Raw genomic sequence first — 19,610 nt, 5'->3', positions numbered from 1 at the left:
ATATTATAAACCAGTTTTAGCTATTTTGACCAACTTGCCCTTATCCATCACATTTTAAGTCATTGCGTGCTATCAAGCCATTGATTTTATAAAGTACTGATTCTATGAAGCAACCAACCGCCGAAGCTCTTACACACTTGCGTAACCGTACGCATATCATTATTGAAGGCACAGATACTCGTCTGGGTAAGCTCTTTGATATTGTATTGCTGATTGCAATTTTAGCCAGTGTGGCCGTCGTCATGCTTGATAGTGTGCTATATATGCGTTTGCAGTATGGCACGTTGTTCTTTTATGCAGAGTGGTTTTTTACCATTTTGTTTACCATTGAGTATGCGTTAAGGCTGTTTTCAGCACCCAACCGCTTACGCTATGCTTTTAGTTTCTTTGGGATAGTAGACTTACTGTCTGTATTGCCAAGTTATTTGAGCCTAATGTTTGTAGGCGTGCAGTATCTACTCGTGATACGGGTATTACGTATTTTACGTGTGTTCCGTGTTCTTAAGCTCAAAGCTTATATGCAACAGGCTGGGTTTTTGGCATCCGCATTAAAAACCAGTCAGCAGAAAATTACGGTTTTCTTCCTATCGCTTGTATTGTTAGTAACCATCTTTGGTTCAATTATTTATGTGGTAGAAGGGCCGGAAAATGGATTTACCAGTATTCCATTGTCTATCTACTGGGCAGTTGTCACGATGACGACGGTTGGCTACGGTGATATGTCACCCAAAACACCACTCGGCCAAGCAATTGCAACCATGGTCATGATCACGGGTTATTCGATTATTGCTGTACCAACAGGTATTTTTACGTCAGAGCTAGCACGTAACATGCGTCCACAACTTAACCCAGTGACTTGCCCCAACTGTGGTAAGTTCGGCCATGCAGTAGGGGCAGACTTTTGCGATCGTTGTGGGCACGCGCTACATATCTAGAGATAGATTTAATCGTGGCAGTCAACATACCTACTACGCATCTACGCATCAATGTATTCATCAACCAGTGGTGACAGGTCGATCTCGACGCCTAGATTGACCAGATTCCAGTATTGTCCTGATACAGTACGGTCTAGCATCATAGTGGTGGCTGAGGGTTGAAACTGACCGAAGTACTTCAAAGACGTACGCATCTGTGCGATTGCCTCATGATGGACTTGGCTACTACCAAAATCAAAATTTCCTTCTTGATACGGGCTAATGGATAAAGGTTTGAGTCCGATTGATAGCCACTTTTCATAAAACTCACCAGGGATGTTCTTGTCATCTTCGCGGCGAATATCTAGCGCAATCAAATCTTGTTCAAGTGCAGTGACGTCACCTTTTAGTGCATGTTTGACAAAGCGTTTGAATAATTGCACTTCGCTATCACTGTAACTGCGGATACCCCCAAAGTCATAAGCCACGACACTGCCATCATGACGGAACGCAAAGTTACCTGGATGAGGATCGCAGTGCATACGGTACAACCCAAACAGCTGACCTGCGGTAAAATGAAACAGACGCTCTGCTATTTTTTGTTTGACGTCATTGTCCCACGTCGCAGCGACAGTCAATGTTTCTCCCATCTCTTCGGTCAGCGTTAAAATCCGTCTAGAAGAATGGCTGCTAATCACTTTTGGAATAATAAGGCCTTCATCTTCTGCATGAAAAGCACCAAAAACGCGTAAGTTATGAGCTTCTTTGACATAGTCCAATTCATCGTGCAGACTCTGGCGAATCTCATTGAAAAGCTGCTCTTGTAATTGCTTACTCATATTGAGCACGCCAGCGATTTTTAATGCCATACGCACTTGTTTGAGATCGCTATCACAGTTTTCATCGACATCAGGATACTGGACTTTAACTACCACTTTTTGACCCGATGGCAAAGTCGCTTTGTGCACTTGCCCAATGGATGCTGCCGCAAAAGGTGTCTCTTCAAACTCGCTGAACAATTCTAAGATAGGCGCTTTTAGCTCGCGTTCAACTTGAGCTTGTATCTGCGCATACGGCATTGGCGGCGCATCTTTCTGTAGCTTTTCGAGCGCTGACGCAACCTCAGGCGGGAACACATCCTTATATTGTGAAGCAATCTGTCCGACCTTCATTACTGCGCCTTTCATCTCGCCCAACGTTTCGGCAATTTGAACACCCACGTCTTGCATCAGATCTGAGCGAGCTTGCAGACGCTTTTCTTCGTCACTTGAGAGATGCTTAAATGAGTTTTTAGCGGCTTTGCCAGCAATACTCGCTGTCATGCCAGCGAGTTTCATAAAGCGTTTTCCGGACGATTTTGCCATTCATGTCACCGTATAATGGGTTGTTTGCTCAGTCGTAATTCTATTATTTTAATTGCAAGATTACTGTTTGACTAATGTGTGAAGACGCGAGTAATCATTTACAAAAAAGTAAGCACAGTCATATCATTTGTTTGTGTCAACTGCATACATATTGCTCAACCAGTAATCAAGCGCCATTTGATAACCCAATTGTCCTAAGCCGCAAATGACTCCGACCGCAACGTCACTTAGATATGAATGATGACGGAAAGGCTCACGGGCATGAACATTGGATAAATGTACTTCTATAAATGGTTTTTGGGTGGCCAATAGCGCATCGCGCAGAGCCACTGAAGTATGCGTAAATGCAGCTGGATTGATGATGATAGCATCAACTTGCGCAGATTTATCCGCCAATAATCCATGATGCTGAATGTCGTCTACTAGCTTACCTTCATGGTTGGACTGTATACATATTAACTCTACACCGTGGCGAGCGGCGTGCTCAACTAGTTGCTTTTCTATATCAGCAAGTGTCGTATGACCATAAATGTGCGGTTCTCGCTTGCCTAATAAATTCAGATTTACGCCGTTTACCAGTAGTAATTTATGAGTCAGTATTTGATTTGAATTTTCGTTAGTCGATTGTTCGGCTGTTTTTGACGGAGTAGAGGAGGTCATAATGGTCTCGGTAACTATTGAGCGATGTTAATAATTTATAATAATATATGAATAATTTAAGGCGCGAGCTGCCAAGCTAAATTGGCTTCAACGCATTTTGCTCTTTATCATAACAGCTTGCCAGCTAGGTTATAAAAATTTGTCTAAAAAATTATCTAGATATCAAAAAGCATATTAAAAGTCTTTATGTTGCTAAAAACCCGTGCTATGATATTTTTTATGCAATAAATATTGCAAGTTTGTTGCTATCATCGAATTTCATGACGATAAGTGCGTTTGGCGAATTCGTTATGGACACACTATGTAGGTAATTAAAGCACTACATAGATGATGGTAAGTAGAGTAGTAATACTCTTAATTTTTGATTTCATAATCTTAGACCCTGTTTATATGCAATGTCGCAAAGGAAGCTAGGGCTAAGCGGACTTTTTTAGGAAGTAATATTATGTCAGCTCGTGAGCAAGGTATCGTTAAGTGGTTTAATGACTCAAAAGGCTTTGGTTTCATTCAACGTGACAGCGGAGAAGATATTTTTGTCCATTTCCGCGCGATTCAGGGTGATGGCTATCGTTCTCTAAAAGATGGCGAAAAAGTTGAGTTCAGCGTAGTAGAAGGTGACAAAGGTCTGCAAGCTGAAGAAGTCAGAAAGATAGAAGAGTAATTTACTCAGACATTAAAGCGGTTTAGTTATAATGTCTGTACAAACTACTGATATACTACTGAGTCAAGCCCCTCTTATCTTACCTATGTTGAGTGAACTGCAGCATATTTGGTAGGATTGGATTTGGGCTTGGCTTTTTTTATGCCTATATGTCTGATGGTTTTCCGCAGACTCGATAAGGCTACTTTTACTGATTACGGTTCAAACGCTACATTTGACACTATAGAGGTTCATTGTGAGCCTATTTATAATTAATAAAATACAAGCAATTCATTTAAAAGGATATTTTTTTGAGCAATTTTACAACGTTTACTGATTTGCCACTTTCAACAGCGACCCTGCGCGCAGTAAGTGATCTAGGCTTTACTGAATTGACGCCCATTCAAGCAAAGATACTACCGCATACATTGGCACATCAAGATGCTATTGGACAAGCACAAACGGGCACAGGGAAAACAGCGACTTTTCTACTGACTATTATGGAAGCCTTACTTAAGCGTCCATTTACCAATGACGAAGAGCGCTATCTTGGTGAGCCGCGCGCTGTGGTCATGGCGCCAACTCGCGAACTGGCTCAGCAAATATTTGATGACTGTATTGCATTAACCAAATATACCTCGCTACATAGCGTCTGTATTATGGGCGGTACTAACTATGAAACTCAGCAGCACGAGCTGGAACGTCAATACGTTGATATCTTGGTAGCGACGCCTGGTCGTCTAATTGACCTTGCTAATAAAGGCATGGTGTATCTAGATAGAGTAGAGGTACTGGTACTCGATGAAGCCGATCGTATGCTAGATATGGGGTTCATTCCTGATATCAAGCGCCTAGTTGGTCGAATGCCTGCCAATACTGATCGTCAAAGTTTGCTGTTTTCTGCAACCTTTAATCAAGATGTTATGAATTTGGCTTACCGCTGGTTACATGAGCCTCAGTTTGTTGAAATTGAGCCTGAACACAAGACCAGCGAGTTAGTAGATCAGCATTTTTATTTGCTGACAGAAGATCAAAAACTAGACGCCTTGCAGCGTATTATCAGTGATGAAGCAGTAGAGAAGGTCATCGTCTTTGCCAATCGTAAAGACCAAGTAAAGCGTCTGTATCACAAACTACGTCAAGCGCATAGTATTGTGATGCTCTCGGGCGATGTCATTCAGCAAAAACGTGAGAAATACTTACAGCGCTTTAAAGATGGTCACGCGTCTATCTTGGTGGCGACAGATGTAGCAGGGCGCGGTATCCATGTCGATGATATCAGTCATGTGGTTAACTTTACTTTGCCTGATCAGCCAGATGATTATGTACACCGTATCGGTCGTACGGGCCGTGCGGGCCAGACAGGTATTAGTATTAGCTTTGTGAGTGAGGATGATGCCTTTAATATACCTGCATTAGAGAAGCATTTAGAAACCAAGTTTACGCTTGAGCAGTGGCAGGAATAATTGCTATAAACTGAGCATTATTCAACAAGCAAAAGCCCTCAATATCGCAAATGGTATTGAGGGCTTTTTTATATGCTAAGTATCAATAGTATCTGTTTAGATGTCTTTATTGAGCGTGTTCCATCATTTCAGTATGCTCATGGTGATTCATGTCCATTGATTTATCACTCATATCATGCATGCTATGATCCATACGGTTGTTCATATCCTGCATGTTGTGATCCATGTCTGCTGCCATATCCATATCATGATTCATTTGGCTCATGTCGTGAGAGTCCATATCAGACATCATAGCAGCGTGGCTACCATGGTTCATCTCACCATGACTGCCATGCATATTTGCCATGACCATCGGCACGACCGCTACTGCCAAACCTGATATTACCATAACCGCACCATTTAGCTGTCTTAAGCGAAAACGTCCGATCTTATCACGTAGCCAACCGACCGTTTCGTGCGTCGCAACCAACATCGGTATGGTTCCTAGACCAAAGACAAACATCAACGCAGCACCGCTTAATGGATTATGAGCAACGACCGCAATCAATAGAGCGCCATATACCAAACCACAAGGCAAAAAGCCCCAAAGCAACCCTGCTGTTAATGCGCGCGGAAAAGTATTGAGTGGAAATACCTTTTGGCGCAATGGGCTAAGATACTGCCAAAAGCGCATACCAAAACGTTCGAGCTTAGTCAAAAACGGTGCACCAAGCATCGTTACACCGACGAATACCAGTACCAATCCTAATAAAATACGCGGTGTACTATTACCCAGCATCAATGGCTTTAATATAGTAATACCGATAAGCCCTGCGATTAAACCCAATAATGCGTAACTCGTTAAACGCCCAAGATGGTAAGTGGCTACCAAAGCACGGCGTTTAGCAGGGCTAACATCTTTCATAGACAGACCAAACGCGGTCACAAGACCGCCACACATGCCTAAGCAATGCGGTGAACCAAAGAATCCCATTAGTAATGCCGCCACAAGTAAAGCGATGGTCATGAACGCGTCTCCTAAGAATGGTAAAGGGCGAACTTGCTAGTGCTGAACTGGTTAATAAAACGGCACCAATAAATTACGCATTTATAAGGTAGATAAATTAGATGTTTGAATCTTTATCTATCTCAGAATGTTTGTTATTTCCAACAGTTGCCGCTGTTTCATCTTGTTGCTGAGTAGGTGCTGAGCGTTCATGAGCCTGCATGGTTTGGCGGCGTTCTTGACGGTCATCCAATATAATACGCTGTGATGCATTGTCCAGATCTTCGAATTGATTTGACTTGACCGCATAACGCACTGCCCAAATAGCAACCACAAACAGCATGAGACTTAATGGAATTAATAAAAATATACTGAGCATGGCAAATCTCTTAAATAGCAGTGTCTCTTATTATTATACACCCATCACAAATGTAGTGGATGATCGGTAGCATTTAGAATGAGTCTCTCAATGGTATCGTATACATCTTTGACGTTTATTCGTCAGAGTTTTTTGCGGCATTGCCTCTTGGGGTCAATAGCTGCTGTGAAGTCACATCATTGGCATGGCGGCAGTCCATCTGGGGGCGTATCACATCGCGCAGGTAGGCAGCAACCTCATAGACAGCGCGCCGTGAGTGACTTAAGTTGTGGGCAGGCTTCATCCAGTCGCGTCTAACTGGTAATGGCGCAGGAAGTGGTGTGCTGTTAATACCATTTAAGGCAAACTGTCTGCGTGCACGCGCCATATGATAGCTATCAGTAATCAGATATACATGGCGTAGCGGAATACGTTTAGCCGTAAAACGGGCGTTTTCACACGTATTCATGCTGGCATTTTCACTGATCAGTCCATCGATACCGTGTTCCATCAACCATTGACCGAGCCATGGAGCTTCAGCGCCACTCAGTACAATCGGTAGAGGTAAGTCATGGTAAGCGCCTGCAGCGGTACGGGCACGATTGAGACTATAGCGATTTAGGATAATTTGGTTGTTGTGGTCATTGGTCAGACCGCCGCCTAAGACTACATAGGCAGTAGGCGGTGAGCTCATTGCAGCAGAAGGCATATCAGGTAGTGGCAATAGAGAAAAGATATAAACGATTGCTTGCGAAAACAGCGGAGTAAATAGGCTAATAATCACTAAAATGACAGACGTGGAGCCTAGTATAAAAGTAATATTGATAATGCGAAAAAGCGTCACCATGCGTTCAGAAAACCGCAAGTAATATCGCCATAATCGTTTAGATAGTAGCCGCTTAGACCATGATTTTTTAGGCCACATGCTCAGCATATCCAATTGAGCCATCAGCATTTACCCAGACTGGCTCACGTGACAATTGAATGGCAAATTTTTCATAGACAGTAGCAGCGATATGTTTCTGCGCTATGGCTACATCTTCTTGCGTGGCTTGCTGAGGCGTATGATTGGTCAGTACGAGTGCTTGCTGTTTATGCGTAAAAATAGGGGCAATGCCGCCCCCTTTTAATCCTGCTTGCTCAATGAGCCAGCCCGCAGCAACCTTTACCATTGCATCAGGCATCGCATAACCAACGATAGCTGGATAAGTTGCTTGCAGCGCTGTGAACTGCTCCTGAGCGATAATAGGATTTTGAAAAAAACTGCCACAGTTAGGTAGCTGTTTTGGGTCAGGCAGCTTTTGTTGTCTAATATCTATAATGGCTTGCATAACATCATGAGGCATCGCTTGCTCGCGCCCTTGTTGCTCCGCATAGCGCTGCGCCACAGTTTGTACATCGCCATAACTGGCTAAAATATTGGCAGGATTAGTATGTAATCTGAAACCCACACGGCTAATAAGCCATGTGTTTGGCGTACGTTTAAAGATACTGTCACGATAGCCAAATTGGCAATCAGCAGCTGACAAATGGCGCCAAGTTTGTGTCGGCAAATGATAGGCGCGTACATACTGTAAGCGGTCTTCTAATTGTACGCCGTATGCACCGATATTTTGTATGGGTGCAGCGCCTGTCAGACCCGGTATTAAGGCAAGATTTTCTAATCCATACCAACCTTGATTGACCGAATGTACGACCAAATCATGCCAGTTTTCGCCAGCCATTACTTCGATATCGACATAATCGTCAGTTTGTTCGGTCAGATGAATACCACGCATCTTTGGCTGTAATACTATGGCTTTCAAAGCGGCAGGCAATAAAACATTGCTACCGCCAGACAGTACAAACAGTGGCAATTTGTCTGCTGTATCCTCTATATAAGCTGCCATAAAACCGTCAAGCTGCGCTTCATTCTCTAATGTCACGACAGAGTCAGCAATACAAGCCAATGCCATCGTATTGTCATGTGACAAATCGATTGAATCGTTGACTACGGCAGTCGATGAAACATTCGAAACATCAGAGCTGATGGTAGACTGAGTACTGTGGTCAAGGCGTGAAGCTTGGGTCATAACATAGCCTATGTGGCAAAAGGATAATAAATGATAAGGTAGCTATAGTTGATTCAATTTAAAAGAGATACAAGGCAACTGAGTGCAGACGTAACTGTGATACTTCAAGCGAGGTTAACGCTGTAGCTCTTTTATAGAGGATTAATCATATTATAGAGGATACCGGATGCAAGAGTAGCAGAAATATAGACGGTATGGCTAGCAGGCTTTCCAGCTTTCTATCCAAGCTTGGGCGCTTGATTCGATACGCTCGATCACTTCTTCAAAATCATCGTTATCGCCCTTATATGGATCTGGCACATCGCTGCCGCAGTAGGTAGGGTCTTCTTCACTGAATAGCGCTAGTGTTGCCAAATTATCTTCTGACTCTATAATGCCATCTTTGATAGCTTGTAGATCAGCTAGATTCTGTGAATCCATGGCTAAGATTAAATCAAAATCACGAAAATCATTGGCACTGACTTGACGAGCGACCAGCTTATTAATTTTATAGCCGTGTGACTTAGCATGACGTTGTGAGCGAGTATCAGGCGCACTGCCAACGTGCCAATCACTGGTGCCTGCTGAGTCTACTTTTATAGATAGTCCAGCAATCGCTGCTTGCTGACGAAAAACTTCTTCAGCAGTAGGGGAGCGGCAGATATTTCCTAAACATACCAATAATACAGACGAGGGAGTACAGGCTTTCATCAGCATAATATGACCTTCTATAACAAAAAAAACATGCTATAAGAGACCAGCATTGTTAATGCGGCTTTTATTAGCATGCAATCGATTGAATCAGCTGCTAGCTTAACGCTTAATGCTTGGAATGGCAAGGATAGAGACTAAACAATAGCGTCATTTAACAATGAAAATTTGGCCATATGATGCATGGCCAAAAGGTGAGATAGTGAAACGGTTTTAATCTTGATTACTTTTAAAACGCTGTAGATCGCGTCGCTCTTTTTTGTTGGGCTTGTTGTCAGGACGAGCAAGATTGGCCAGTTTGCGCTGTTCGGCATAGTAAGCACGGCGCGTCTCGCTCTCTTTTGTCTCTGAATATAGTACCTCAGCGGCAATCGCATTGCCACGCTGTGCAGATAGCGCCTCAACAACGACAGTCTTTTCAGTCATAGCGGTCGCTGAGCCTTGACGAATGGTTAGCTCATCTCCGACTGAAATCTCTTTACTGGTTTTTACCCGGCTACCAGCATAGTGCACGCGTCCACTTTCAATCGCTTGTTTGGCTAGGGTGCGTGTACGATAAAACCTAGCTGCCCAAAGCCATTTATCGAGACGGATTTTCACCAAACCTTGGTTATCATCAGCACTTTTCTTCATAAGAATCACTCTGCCTTCGTTTTTATATTAAATCATAGTTTTATATAGACAATATTAGGGCAACTTTAATATTTGCAAATAGCTTTTATGGTTGTGGGTTAGTTGCACCATTGTTGTTCACAAGGTACACCATCGTGGTTACCATCCATTTTGGTATTAGGACAGTAGTTTGTGAAATAAGTGGCTTCTGCACAGGATGTCATTTGTGAGCAATGTGTTCTGCCGTCACATGAAAAGCTTGGGGCTGGTTGTGTTGATAAAACTGGAGTGGCAGTTGGCGCTGATGTTGAAGTGGTACCCAAATCAACGTATGTTGGTGGTATATCATCAATATTATCAACGTCATTAGAGGTAAGAGTAGGTTGTGTTACGATATCTGCTGCTGTATTGGTTGCAGGTTGATGTACCGTGTTTTTAGGTTGAAGAACTCTATAACCTATAAGCACGAAAATCAGACAGGCCAATATCACTAATACTTTGTTTATCACTGTGCCATACCTGCCAGCTCATAATCATTATTAATATGAAAATGGCAGTTTTTAATCGACTTAAAAACTGCCATTAGATAAGAGACATTACGTCTATTTTTACTATCTCAAAAATAACTGATAGCCAATGTTGTCATTGACCGTGGCACAGTCATAACCAATATCTAAAAGCGCGTCTTGTAGCTGACGAGAGTTGCCTTCAGAGGCTTGTAAACCGACCAATACACGACCTTCAGCAGCCCCATGGTTACGGTAATGGAATAAGGTAATATTAAAATCGTCACCCAGTTTTTCTAAGAACGTTAGCAATGCACCTGGACGTTCTGGGAATACCACTTGTAGCAATTGCTCGTTTTCGACATGAGCATGACCACCAATCAAATGACGGATATGTGATTTGGCGATATCATCATCAGTCAGGTCGTGAGCAGTGTAGCCATCGTCTGCCAGTTGGTTGCTGATGGTTTGACGCTCTTTTTCGCCTTCTTTTAAAGCGATGCCGACGAAGATTGAAGCAGGTTCCATTGAGTCTGGCGACTTTTTGCTGTCAGCACGGTAGTTAAACTCAGTAATATTACGGCCATGTAGACTGCGACAGAAGTTCAAGAAAGCGCCTGTTTGCTCGGGGATAGTAACCCCAAAGATGGCTTCTTTTTTCTCACCAATTTCGGTACGCTCAGCGATATAACGTAGGCGGTCAAAATTCATATTGGCACCGCAAATGATACCAACGCAGTTTTTATCTTGGATGTTATTGGCTTCGATATATTTTTTCATACCAGCGACTGACAGTGCGCCAGCAGGTTCAACGATGCTGCGGTTTTCTTCAAAAATATCTTTGACAGCTGCACACACTTCATCATTGGTACAAGTAATCACTTCAGGTTCAACGATAGGACCTGAGTTATCGCTTTTTTGCGTACGGACAACGTCAAAAGGCAATTCGCCAATCTGCGCCACTGCCACACCATCGACGAACAATCCTACTTGCTCAAGCTTGACACGTTCACCTGTTTCAAGCGCCGCTTTTAGACAAGCTGACTGCTCAGCTTCTACCGCAATCACTTTTACATGTGGTGCAACTTCGCCTAAGAATGCGGCCACACCAGAGATTAGGCCACCACCACCAACGGCAACGAATACATAGTCCATATTGCGCCACTGCTGGGTCAGCTCAAGACCAATGGTACCTTGTCCTGCGATAACCAGCTCATCGTCATAAGGTGGAATAAAGGTCAGTCCTTCGCGTTCAGCGCGGTCAATCGCATAGCGGTTTGCTTGATCGAAGCTATCACCGTGCAGATCTACATTGCCACCAAGTGCTCTTACCGCATCCACTTTGATGTCAGGAGTCGTGGTTGGCATAACGATGATGTTATTTAGTGATAATTTGCGTGCAGAGTAAGCCACGCCTTGCGCATGATTACCTGCCGAAGCACAAATCACACCGCGCGCTTTTTGCTCATCGCTCAACTGACTGATACGGTTATAGGCACCGCGCAATTTAAATGATTTGACCGGTTGTAAGTCTTCACGCTTAAATCGAATGTCATTGGCAAAACGTTGGGTCAGCTTGGGCGCCGTTTCAAGTGGTGTTTGAATAGCAACGTCATAGACGGTGGCTTGTAAGATGGCTCGTACCCAGTGTGACAGCATAGTAATTCCTAAACAGAGTGAATATAAAAAGTGTAGATGAATATAAAAACGAAATAGATTAGCCTATGCCGATTTTTAGTATCTTGCAAGACTCAATTGCAGTTTTCTTGGGATTTCGTGCTTGAATTTACATGAAGTGCAAGTATTTGCCGAAGTTAAGTCTTAGCTAGGCACGATAGGACTCACAAATTAGCGTCATGATGCGCTAACATCCATTAATATCATCGGTTATAATAGCCGCGCATTTTATCTGTTTTAGCCTTTTACTTTTTTTAAGACCATACGTTTATTTTCCAAGGATTTATGATGAGTGATCAGCAAGCACAAAAGCAAGCCGCGGCCAAAGCTGCTCTAAGCTATATCGAAGACGATATGATACTTGGGGTAGGGACAGGTAGTACGGTCAACTGTTTGATTGAGTTGTTGCCACAATTGAAGCTTGCTGGCGCTGTCGCTAGCTCACAGGTGACAGAAGACAAACTTCGTGCGCTTGGTATCGAAATAGTCGATTTGAACTTTGCTGGCACGTTAGATGTTTATATCGATGGTGCTGATGAAGTTAACGAGCACTTGCAACTTATCAAAGGTGGCGGCGGTGCATTGACTCGCGAAAAGATTGTCGCAGCAGCGTCTAACAAGTTCGTTTGTATGGTCGATGAGAGTAAAAGCGTTGATATATTAGGTCGCGCGTTTCCAGTGCCAATTGAAGTCTTACCACAAGCGCGCTCGTATGTGGCTCGCCAATTGGCCAAATTGGGCGGCGAGCCAGTATATCGTGAAGACTTTGTCACTGATTATGGTAATGTTATTCTAGACACCTATGACTTGGATGTGAGCAATCCAATTGCGCTAGAAAAAGAGCTGAACAATATCGTGGGGGTGGTATGTAATGGTATCTTTGCAGCAAACCAAGCGGATGTGCTATTAAAAGCAGGTGCAAATGGCGTAACGACGCTCACGCGTTAATTTATATCCATACGCTTGCTAAAAATTGAATAATAAAAAAGGCAGACTAATATATAGTCTGCCTTTTTTGTGTCTTGCTTTACAAGTAACTTACTTTGCTTAGCTATGAGGGTATGCAAGTGATTAAGATAACTTGATTTTGTCTTTTAGCAAAAACTCCATCAATGCTTTTTGTGCATGTAGACGATTTTCGGCTTCATCCCATACGACAGAGCGTGGGTCATTAAGCATGTCATGAGAGATTTCCTCGCCGCGGTGCGCTGGCAAACAATGCATAAACACCACTTCAGGATCGGCTTTGTCTAATAGAGACGGCGTCACTTGATAAGGGGCAAAACGACGTGCACGTGTGTTTTGCTCTGATTCTTGACCCATACTTGCCCACACATCGGTGACAATTAAGTTAGAATCTTTTGCCGCGTCCTGTACGTTTTCTACCAGACTGACGCAGTGTGAAAAGCGCTCCATAAGTTTCGGATCAGGCTCAAACCCATAAGGCGCTGCGACACGTAATTCAAAACCAAACTGATTGGCAGCTTGCATAAATGATGAGCACATATTATTGCCATCACCGACCCACGTGACGATCTTATTTTCGATACTACCGCGATGCTCGTAATAGGTTTGCATATCAGCAAGCAACTGGCATGGATGATAGTCATCGGTCAACGCATTGATAATCGGCACACTAGAGTATTCAGCAAAGGTTTCAACTTTTTCATGCCCAAAGGTACGAATCATGATGATATCAACCATGCTAGAAATCACGCGTGCTGAGTCTTCTAGTGGCTCGCCGCGACCGAGCTGTGTATCGTTTGGTGATAAAAATATGGCGTTACCACCAAATTGACCCATGCCCGTCTCAAATGAGATACGGGTACGCGTTGAAGATTTTTCAAATATCATACCAAGCGTACGACCAACAAAAGGCTGGTATATCTCGCCTGCGTGTTGCATCTTACGCAATTCGCTTGCGCGTTTGATTAAGTTTTCTAGTTCTTGTTTGGTTAAATCAGATAAGGTTAAAAAATGGCGCAAACTCATAGTAATCCTAGCAGTCGATCGCAGTCAGTGAAACGTCATCAGTCTTCAATAGCATCGCGTCAGTGCGTATACTGGGTTGACAACAAACTTTTAGTATAGCGTATTTACTTTCAATGTAAACGTTCATTTTTATCAAGATCAAATGGCTTGCCAAATAGACTGAAATCACATTAGCAAGCCACGATACCTTGTACGCTAATGACTGTACCGCTAATGATTATGCCTGTGTACGGTTTGGACGTATGCTAAGGCGACATAACAGCTCATAGCTAATCGTCCCAGCATGACCTGCAACTTCATCGACACGAGGCGCATCGCCCCAGAGCATGACCTTGCTATCTATAGCAAGACTCTCAGGTGCGCTACTGATATCAATGACAATCATATCCATCGCCACGCGCCCAATCACTGGGCAGCGGTAGCTTTGGTTGTCGTTAGCATCCATCACAGTGACATACGCATCATCAGTGACCACACGTGGATAGCCATCGCCATACCCAACGCTGACCAAAGCGGTTCTGGTGTCTTGCTGCGCACGCCAACGGCTACCATAACCGATCGCATCATTTGCGCTAACGGTTTGTAGAGCAATGATTTGAGCACTAAATTCCATCGCGGGCTGTAAGTCTAATTCTTGTGCGCTTTTATCGACGACAGGTGAGCTACCGTATAAGATAATGCCTGGACGTACCCAATCATAATGGTGTTCTGGGAAGTTGACGATACCAGCAGAATTGCATAATGAGCCTTGGATATCTGGGCTAATGGTGTCTTTCAAAGTCGCTAGCACGCTTGAGAAACGCTCAATCTGCATGGCATTTAATGGGTGATCGTGGTCATCAGCATTGGCAAAATGCGTGGCTAGGATCAGCTGATAACCTGCTTCATGCAAACGCTTAGCTGCTGAAAGCACACCCTCAGCGTTAAAACCCAAACGGTTCATACCCGTATTGTATTTGAGCCAAGCCACTCTAGTTGCACTGCTAGCTGGCGGGATGTTTTGTAGTGCCCATTCTAGCTGTGGTCCGTGGTGAATCACGCAGCTAATATTATGATCAATCGCTTGTTGCCACTCATCGGCGGTAAACGCACCTTCTACTAGACCGATGGTTTTCTCCCAACCTAACTGTCTGGCTTCTAGCGCTTCAGTCAACGTAGCGACACCGATACCATCTGCTTGCTGCAGGGCCGGCAAGACTGCCGCCACGCCATGTCCGTAAGCATTGGATTTGACCATAGCCAATACCTTAGACTGAGGTGCTCGTTGTTTGACTTGATTTAGGTTATGAGTAAGGGCTTTTGGTTTTATCGTGATTGTACGCATAATCGCCTTCTGTATGAGTAGAATTATGAAGTTATAAAGCCAGTACTGCATCGATTGAGTTGATGCGGTACTGGCTATTGTATTAAAACTGGTTATGTAAAATTATTCATTAACCTATAATTGAAACTGAGTCTATATAAGGCTTAGTCTTTGTTAGGGTTAAATTTTATAAGGTTAGTTACTCATCATTTTCAAAACTCACGCCTTGATAGTACTCTGGCGTTAGATTGATAAAGCGGGTAAATTGACCTTCAAAGCCTAGACGAATAGTACCGATAGGACCGTTACGCTGTTTACCAATGATGATTTCCGCCACGCCTTTATGGTCCGAGTTTTCATTATAAACCTCATCACGATAGATGAACATAATCAAATCGGCATCCTGCTCAATCGCACCAGACTCACGTAGATCTGACATAATAGGGCGTTTATTCGGACGGTTTTCTAGACTACGGTTAAGCTGTGATAACGCAATCACTGGACATTCAAGCTCACGCGCCAGTGCTTTTAGACTACGAGAAATCTCAGAAATCTCGCCAACACGGTTACCATCTAGACTGGGCACTTTCATCAGCTGCAGGTAATCGACTACGATGGCACCCAAGCGACCATCATGGTTTTTGGCGATACGGCGGCAGCGAGAACGCATCTCAGACGGCGGTAGGGCAGTACTATCATCAATATATAAATGCTTTGATTGCAAGTGTTGAATGGCGTTCATCATCTTTGCCCATTCATCTTCATTCATTTGCCCAGAACGCAGATGCGTCTGGTTAATCGCGCCCCATGAGGACAGCAGACGCATCACGATAGATTCGGCAGGCATCTCCATCGAAAACACGACGACTGGCAAATCTTCATTAAACAAAATCCCTTCTGCCAAGTTCATCGCAAAAGTGGTTTTACCCATCGAAGGACGCGCAGCAACAATAATCAAATCACCTGCTTGTAGGCCTTGGGTTTTGTTATTCAGCTCGGCAAATGGTGTCTGCAAACCAATCATGCCATCGGGATTGGATTTGAGCTCTTGAATCTTATCGATAACATTGGTCAAGACAGAGGTAATACCAACAGGTCCGCGCTGTTCCGCGCGTTTATTATGCTGCTCATTGATACTAAATATCTTACCTTCGACATTATCGAGAATGTCACTAACGCTTTGGTCTTTTGGATTATAGGCAAGCGTCAGCATGTCATTACCAGTGGTAATTAGTTGACGCAGCGTTGATAGTTCACGCACACGCTGGGCGTAGGCAGTCAGGTTAAATAAGGTCGCAGGACTTTGGCTCAAAATATCGGCCAAATAACTGTCACCACCTGCGCCTTTTAGTAGCTTTTGCGCTTCTAACCAGTCGTGTACCATGACCGTATCATAAGGCTCATTCACTGCCGCCAAATGAGCAATGGCATCAAAAATGTATTGATGTCGCCCAGCATAAAAGTCATCTTTGGTGACAATATCGGCAATCTTGTCGTACGCCTCTTCGATACTCATCAAAGACGCGAGTAATGCCTTTTCAATATCAATATTGTGCGGCGGTGTCTGATTGAGTAAGTCGTCGGTTTTGTCGTTTTCTGCCATGAGTGCCTAATGAGTTAAAATGGGTATGAAAAAGGATGTCGATGATAGAGCAATACAAACATAGCGCGCCTCTACGATAGAAGTACCAAAACGCGGTCTCAGGTTTGTCTGTAAATGCTACAATCAGATGCGAAAGTTTAACACATAATGTGGTTTTTTAGACTTGATAAAGAACTAAATCTGAAGTGATTGTTTTTCATGAACTAAGAAATACCATACAATATCTAAGTATAAAAACTTAGAATAATAATTATAAATATAATTAAATCAGTAATTTGAACGACACAAGGCTATTGTTATGACAGAAGAAAAGCGCCCGCTATTAATCACTACAGGTGAGCCTGCAGGTATTGGCATGGACGTAGTACTAGGACTAGCAGCAGAGGGCAAGCTGCAAGATTTTGACCGTCCCATTTGGGTGACTGCTGATGCTAAAGCCATGCAAACTCGCGCAGAGGAGTTGGTCGCGGCTGGCGTGCTCAAAAGCATACCTAGTTGGCATACTATCAATACAGCTGTAAATGCCGATAACTTCGATGTTAACTTGGTAGAGCAGATATCAAAGCAGAATATAGATGCTGATAGTGTTTTTATTCTACTGAATATCCCTTGTGCCGCACTCGTTGTCTGCGGGCAAATCAATATTGCTAACTCAGTGATGGTGGCTCAGCAGTTAGATATTGCTCATAAACTGGCAATCAATAATACAGTCGCTGCCATCGTCACCGGACCATTGCAAAAATCAGCGTTGATAGATGCTGGTATCAAGCTATTAGATGGCACTATGTTTAGTGGTCATACTGAGTTTTTTATGCAGCAAAGTGGTTGTGAGAAGGTCGTCATGATGCTGGCCAATCAAGCGATGAAAGTAGCGCTTGTCACTACGCATTTACCATTAAAGGACATCCCTGCTGCGATTACTGCCGATAATGTACGCCAAACGGTACAAATTGTCATCGATGATATGAGAGAGAAGTTTGGTCTCATGCAGCCTCGTATCTTGGTTTGCGGCCTCAATCCACATGCAGGCGAGGGCGGGCACTTGGGAAGTGAGGAGATTGAGATTATCAATCCCGTGTTGCAAGAATTCATCCATGCAGGCGTCAATATATCAGAGGCGATGCCAGCGGATACGTTATTTACTACCAGACATTTAACAAACTGTGATGCGGTCATTGCCATGTATCACGACCAAGGATTGCCAGTATTAAAATCGCACGGTTTTGGTGACACGGTCAATCTAACCTTAGGGTTACCTTATATCCGCACCTCCGTCGATCATGGTACGGCGTTAGACTTGGCAGGAAGCGGCGGTGCGAGTGCGACCAGTTTATATCAAGCACTAAATATGGCTAATGAGATGGCTGATAAATCACTTATCGATGTACCTGCTGTATAAGTCAGTGCTTATAGATATTTTTCACGTAGTACTTAATAATTTTATTATCAGTAATGCCTATCTAAAAAGGCAGCCGCCTAAGACGATTTAGTAAAGTTTATATCGTGCATGAGGAACAGCATCTGTCTTAAGCGCAGGCCCACAATCCCAGGGTCAGGACCCTAAGCTTGTCTAGTGACGGATACCGATTGATTGACCAGCTCCATGGATCCGAACGAGGTTAAGAACGCGACGTTTGACGCATCGGACCCAACACCGATGCGGGCCATTGTGTCGGCACCTGCCATACCCGTTGGATCAATGAGATGCCAGCTTCCTTCAAGGTAGACCTCGGCCACGGCATGAAAGTCTTGTGGTGTCACATCGGGCGCATAAACGCTCACAAACCTAGCTGGTATCGACGACGCGCGCGCTAGTGTTACGAGAACATGCGCAAAGTCGCGGCATACGCCCTGACGTTGAGCAAAGCTGTCAAGCGCGGTGGTTTGTGCATGGCTTGATCCGGGTACGTAGCTAAATGCCGACTCGATCCAGTCACGCATCGCGGCAATCCGTGCGCCGCCAGCGAGATTGCCAAACTCGGCGTCCACGAAGGCATGGAACTGTTCTGACGGGCAATAGTGAGACGGCATCAAATGCCTGATTGTCTCTCCGGGCAAAAGATGCAGGGGCGTTTGGGACAGTGCCGATATGTCTAAGGCAGGACGGTCAACGGCGATTTCTGCGAGATAAGTGCAGCTAAAATCCCCTTCAGCATGAATCCAAATCCGCTCTCCTATGCCATCATCGGCGGTAACCCGTGAAAAATGCGCAACGTCTGATGTCCAAATCTCGGCTGACCGTACCCGTTGATCCGCAAGATCGGCAGCTTCAATCTGAAGCAAAAGATCCATTGGCTCTGAGAGTCGATAATGGAGGGTGACGTTAAGTTTCAGAATCATATGTGAGTTCCCTAAGGGTATTTATCTGGCGGGCTGACGATCGCGTAGGGCTAAACTGCCTCGACCATATCAGAGACTGGCTTACTTTACTGGAGTCAGACAGCAATGCCTGACAGGGTTAAATTATCATAATAGCGCTTTTCAAACTCAAAAGGTGAAACATAACCAATTGCGTTATGCAGTGGGGCTTTATTAAACCCAAGAAGCGTTAAAAATCGTTTAATTATCGATTTAGTTTTACGCCGCAATCGTTATGATGTCGCCATCTTTGGACCTGTTTCTGTCTGCTAGCACTTGATTTGACGCTACTATTTAGCATAGTCAGAGTTTATATTATATGAATGTAGAGGTAAAAAGTTACCGGGCCGGTTACTCGAAAGCATGGCTCGTCTATCGATAATAATTATTCAAAAACACAGCCTAATTAT

19 protein-coding genes are annotated in these 19,610 nt (G+C 43.9%); 5 read left to right on the top strand and 14 right to left on the bottom strand.

All coding sequences use genetic code 11. The annotated features are described in order from the left end of the window. Positions 1-104: 104 nt before the first annotated feature. Positions 105-935: an ion transporter gene (locus tag ACS8FA_RS22280; RefSeq protein ID WP_057760421.1), complete on the top strand. Its 831-nt coding sequence runs from the start codon at positions 105-107 to the stop codon at positions 933-935. A gap of 41 nt (positions 936-976) precedes the next feature. On the opposite strand, the gene ACS8FA_RS22275 is transcribed toward ACS8FA_RS22280, so the two are convergent. Both ACS8FA_RS22275 and aroQ read right to left on the bottom strand, forming a co-directional pair. Further along, positions 977-2,278 (bottom strand): ABC1 kinase family protein, encoded by a 1,302-nt coding sequence (locus tag ACS8FA_RS22275; RefSeq protein ID WP_439265468.1) that lies wholly within the window; start codon positions 2,276-2,278, stop codon positions 977-979. A gap of 123 nt (positions 2,279-2,401) precedes the next feature. Next, positions 2,402-2,938 carry a type II 3-dehydroquinate dehydratase gene (gene aroQ / locus ACS8FA_RS22270; RefSeq protein ID WP_427568294.1) on the bottom strand — a complete coding sequence of 179 codons (537 nt, stop codon included), beginning with the start codon at positions 2,936-2,938 and terminating at the stop codon, positions 2,402-2,404. A gap of 445 nt (positions 2,939-3,383) precedes the next feature. Between aroQ and ACS8FA_RS22265 the strand changes: the two genes are divergently transcribed. Next, complete coding sequence (locus ACS8FA_RS22265; protein ID WP_057760416.1) at positions 3,384-3,599, top strand: cold-shock protein; 216 nt, start codon at positions 3,384-3,386, stop codon at positions 3,597-3,599. Positions 3,600-3,889: 290 nt separating this feature from the next. Beyond that, positions 3,890-5,044 (top strand): DEAD/DEAH box helicase, encoded by a 1,155-nt coding sequence (locus tag ACS8FA_RS22260; protein WP_439265465.1) that lies wholly within the window; start codon positions 3,890-3,892, stop codon positions 5,042-5,044. A 106-nt stretch (positions 5,045-5,150) separates the two neighbouring features. On the opposite strand, the gene ACS8FA_RS22255 is transcribed toward ACS8FA_RS22260, so the two are convergent. From ACS8FA_RS22255 to ilvA, 8 genes are all read right to left on the bottom strand, one after another. Continuing rightward, entirely contained in the window at positions 5,151-6,050 is a 900-nt protein-coding gene (locus ACS8FA_RS22255; protein ID WP_439265463.1) for a sulfite exporter TauE/SafE family protein, read from the bottom strand. Positions 6,051-6,147: 97 nt separating this feature from the next. After that, entirely contained in the window at positions 6,148-6,408 is a 261-nt protein-coding gene (ccoS, locus tag ACS8FA_RS22250) for a cbb3-type cytochrome oxidase assembly protein CcoS (protein ID WP_102091786.1), read from the bottom strand. Positions 6,409-6,523: 115 nt separating this feature from the next. Next, positions 6,524-7,252, bottom strand: a complete 729-nt coding sequence (locus ACS8FA_RS22245) for a YdcF family protein (protein WP_227511134.1) — start codon at positions 7,250-7,252, stop codon at positions 6,524-6,526. A gap of 49 nt (positions 7,253-7,301) precedes the next feature. Continuing rightward, positions 7,302-8,342 carry a UDP-N-acetylmuramate dehydrogenase gene (murB, locus tag ACS8FA_RS22240; protein WP_439265491.1) on the bottom strand — a complete coding sequence of 347 codons (1,041 nt, stop codon included), beginning with the start codon at positions 8,340-8,342 and terminating at the stop codon, positions 7,302-7,304. Between the two features lie 315 nt (positions 8,343-8,657). Then, positions 8,658-9,155, bottom strand: a complete 498-nt coding sequence (locus ACS8FA_RS22235; protein WP_439265460.1) for a low molecular weight protein-tyrosine-phosphatase — start codon at positions 9,153-9,155, stop codon at positions 8,658-8,660. Positions 9,156-9,362: 207 nt separating this feature from the next. After that, complete coding sequence (gene hslR / locus ACS8FA_RS22230) at positions 9,363-9,782, bottom strand: Hsp15 family ribosome-associated heat shock protein (protein ID WP_201579447.1); 420 nt, start codon at positions 9,780-9,782, stop codon at positions 9,363-9,365. A gap of 98 nt (positions 9,783-9,880) precedes the next feature. Continuing rightward, positions 9,881-10,270, bottom strand: a complete 390-nt coding sequence (locus ACS8FA_RS22225; protein ID WP_522901995.1) for an excalibur calcium-binding domain-containing protein — start codon at positions 10,268-10,270, stop codon at positions 9,881-9,883. A gap of 102 nt (positions 10,271-10,372) precedes the next feature. Then, positions 10,373-11,926, bottom strand: coding sequence for a threonine ammonia-lyase, biosynthetic (gene ilvA / locus ACS8FA_RS22220; RefSeq protein WP_439265458.1), 1,554 nt, complete (start codon positions 11,924-11,926; stop codon positions 10,373-10,375). Between the two features lie 306 nt (positions 11,927-12,232). On the opposite strand from ilvA, the gene rpiA reads away from it, so the two are divergent. After that, on the top strand, positions 12,233-12,892 hold the full coding sequence (gene rpiA / locus ACS8FA_RS22215; protein WP_439265456.1) for a ribose-5-phosphate isomerase RpiA: 660 nt from the start codon (positions 12,233-12,235) through the stop codon (positions 12,890-12,892). 123 nt (positions 12,893-13,015) lie between these two features. On the opposite strand, the gene argF is transcribed toward rpiA, so the two are convergent. From argF to dnaB, 3 genes are all read right to left on the bottom strand, one after another. Continuing rightward, positions 13,016-13,936, bottom strand: a complete 921-nt coding sequence (gene argF, locus ACS8FA_RS22210; RefSeq protein ID WP_165597694.1) for an ornithine carbamoyltransferase — start codon at positions 13,934-13,936, stop codon at positions 13,016-13,018. A 217-nt stretch (positions 13,937-14,153) separates the two neighbouring features. After that, complete coding sequence (gene alr / locus ACS8FA_RS22205; protein ID WP_439265454.1) at positions 14,154-15,260, bottom strand: alanine racemase; 1,107 nt, start codon at positions 15,258-15,260, stop codon at positions 14,154-14,156. Between the two features lie 178 nt (positions 15,261-15,438). Continuing rightward, positions 15,439-16,842, bottom strand: coding sequence for a replicative DNA helicase (gene dnaB, locus ACS8FA_RS22200; protein WP_057760393.1), 1,404 nt, complete (start codon positions 16,840-16,842; stop codon positions 15,439-15,441). 298 nt (positions 16,843-17,140) lie between these two features. On the opposite strand from dnaB, the gene pdxA reads away from it, so the two are divergent. Next, positions 17,141-18,241 carry a 4-hydroxythreonine-4-phosphate dehydrogenase PdxA gene (gene pdxA, locus ACS8FA_RS22195; RefSeq protein ID WP_439265452.1) on the top strand — a complete coding sequence of 367 codons (1,101 nt, stop codon included), beginning with the start codon at positions 17,141-17,143 and terminating at the stop codon, positions 18,239-18,241. A 161-nt stretch (positions 18,242-18,402) separates the two neighbouring features. Here pdxA and ACS8FA_RS22190 read toward each other — a convergent pair whose 3' ends face one another. Next, the gene (locus ACS8FA_RS22190; RefSeq protein ID WP_439265450.1) at positions 18,403-19,182 is read right to left on the bottom strand and encodes a transglutaminase-like domain-containing protein; all 780 of its coding nucleotides are present in this window, start codon (positions 19,180-19,182) and stop codon (positions 18,403-18,405) included. Positions 19,183-19,610: the final 428 nt, after the last annotated feature.

This window comes from Psychrobacter sp. 1Y1 (assembly GCF_051847395.2).
Taxonomy (GTDB): Bacteria; Pseudomonadota; Gammaproteobacteria; order Pseudomonadales; family Moraxellaceae; genus Psychrobacter.
This window is presented reverse-complemented; position numbering and strand designations above follow the sequence as displayed.

Bases quoted from the DNA above. Each gene is read 5' to 3' on its own strand.
- rpiA (WP_439265456.1), top strand. From the start codon at position 12,233: ATGAGTGATCAGCAAGCACAAAAGCAAGCCGCGGCCAAAGCTGCTCTA.
- ACS8FA_RS22280 (WP_057760421.1), top strand. From the start codon at position 105: ATGAAGCAACCAACCGCCGAAGCTCTTACACACTTGCGTAACCGTACG.
- dnaB (WP_057760393.1), bottom strand. From the start codon at position 16,842: ATGGCAGAAAACGACAAAACCGACGACTTACTCAATCAGACACCGCCG.
- ACS8FA_RS22190 (WP_439265450.1), bottom strand. From the start codon at position 19,182: ATGATTCTGAAACTTAACGTCACCCTCCATTATCGACTCTCAGAGCCA.
- alr (WP_439265454.1), bottom strand. From the start codon at position 15,260: ATGCGTACAATCACGATAAAACCAAAAGCCCTTACTCATAACCTAAAT.
- ACS8FA_RS22235 (WP_439265460.1), bottom strand. From the start codon at position 9,155: ATGCTGATGAAAGCCTGTACTCCCTCGTCTGTATTATTGGTATGTTTA.
- ACS8FA_RS22265 (WP_057760416.1), top strand. From the start codon at position 3,384: ATGTCAGCTCGTGAGCAAGGTATCGTTAAGTGGTTTAATGACTCAAAA.
- argF (WP_165597694.1), bottom strand. From the start codon at position 13,936: ATGAGTTTGCGCCATTTTTTAACCTTATCTGATTTAACCAAACAAGAA.
- ACS8FA_RS22255 (WP_439265463.1), bottom strand. From the start codon at position 6,050: ATGACCATCGCTTTACTTGTGGCGGCATTACTAATGGGATTCTTTGGT.
- murB (WP_439265491.1), bottom strand. From the start codon at position 8,342: ATGGCATTGGCTTGTATTGCTGACTCTGTCGTGACATTAGAGAATGAA.
- hslR (WP_201579447.1), bottom strand. From the start codon at position 9,782: ATGAAGAAAAGTGCTGATGATAACCAAGGTTTGGTGAAAATCCGTCTC.
- aroQ (WP_427568294.1), bottom strand. From the start codon at position 2,938: ATGACCTCCTCTACTCCGTCAAAAACAGCCGAACAATCGACTAACGAA.
- pdxA (WP_439265452.1), top strand. From the start codon at position 17,141: ATGACAGAAGAAAAGCGCCCGCTATTAATCACTACAGGTGAGCCTGCA.
- ACS8FA_RS22275 (WP_439265468.1), bottom strand. From the start codon at position 2,278: ATGGCAAAATCGTCCGGAAAACGCTTTATGAAACTCGCTGGCATGACA.
- ilvA (WP_439265458.1), bottom strand. From the start codon at position 11,926: ATGCTGTCACACTGGGTACGAGCCATCTTACAAGCCACCGTCTATGAC.
- ccoS (WP_102091786.1), bottom strand. From the start codon at position 6,408: ATGCTCAGTATATTTTTATTAATTCCATTAAGTCTCATGCTGTTTGTG.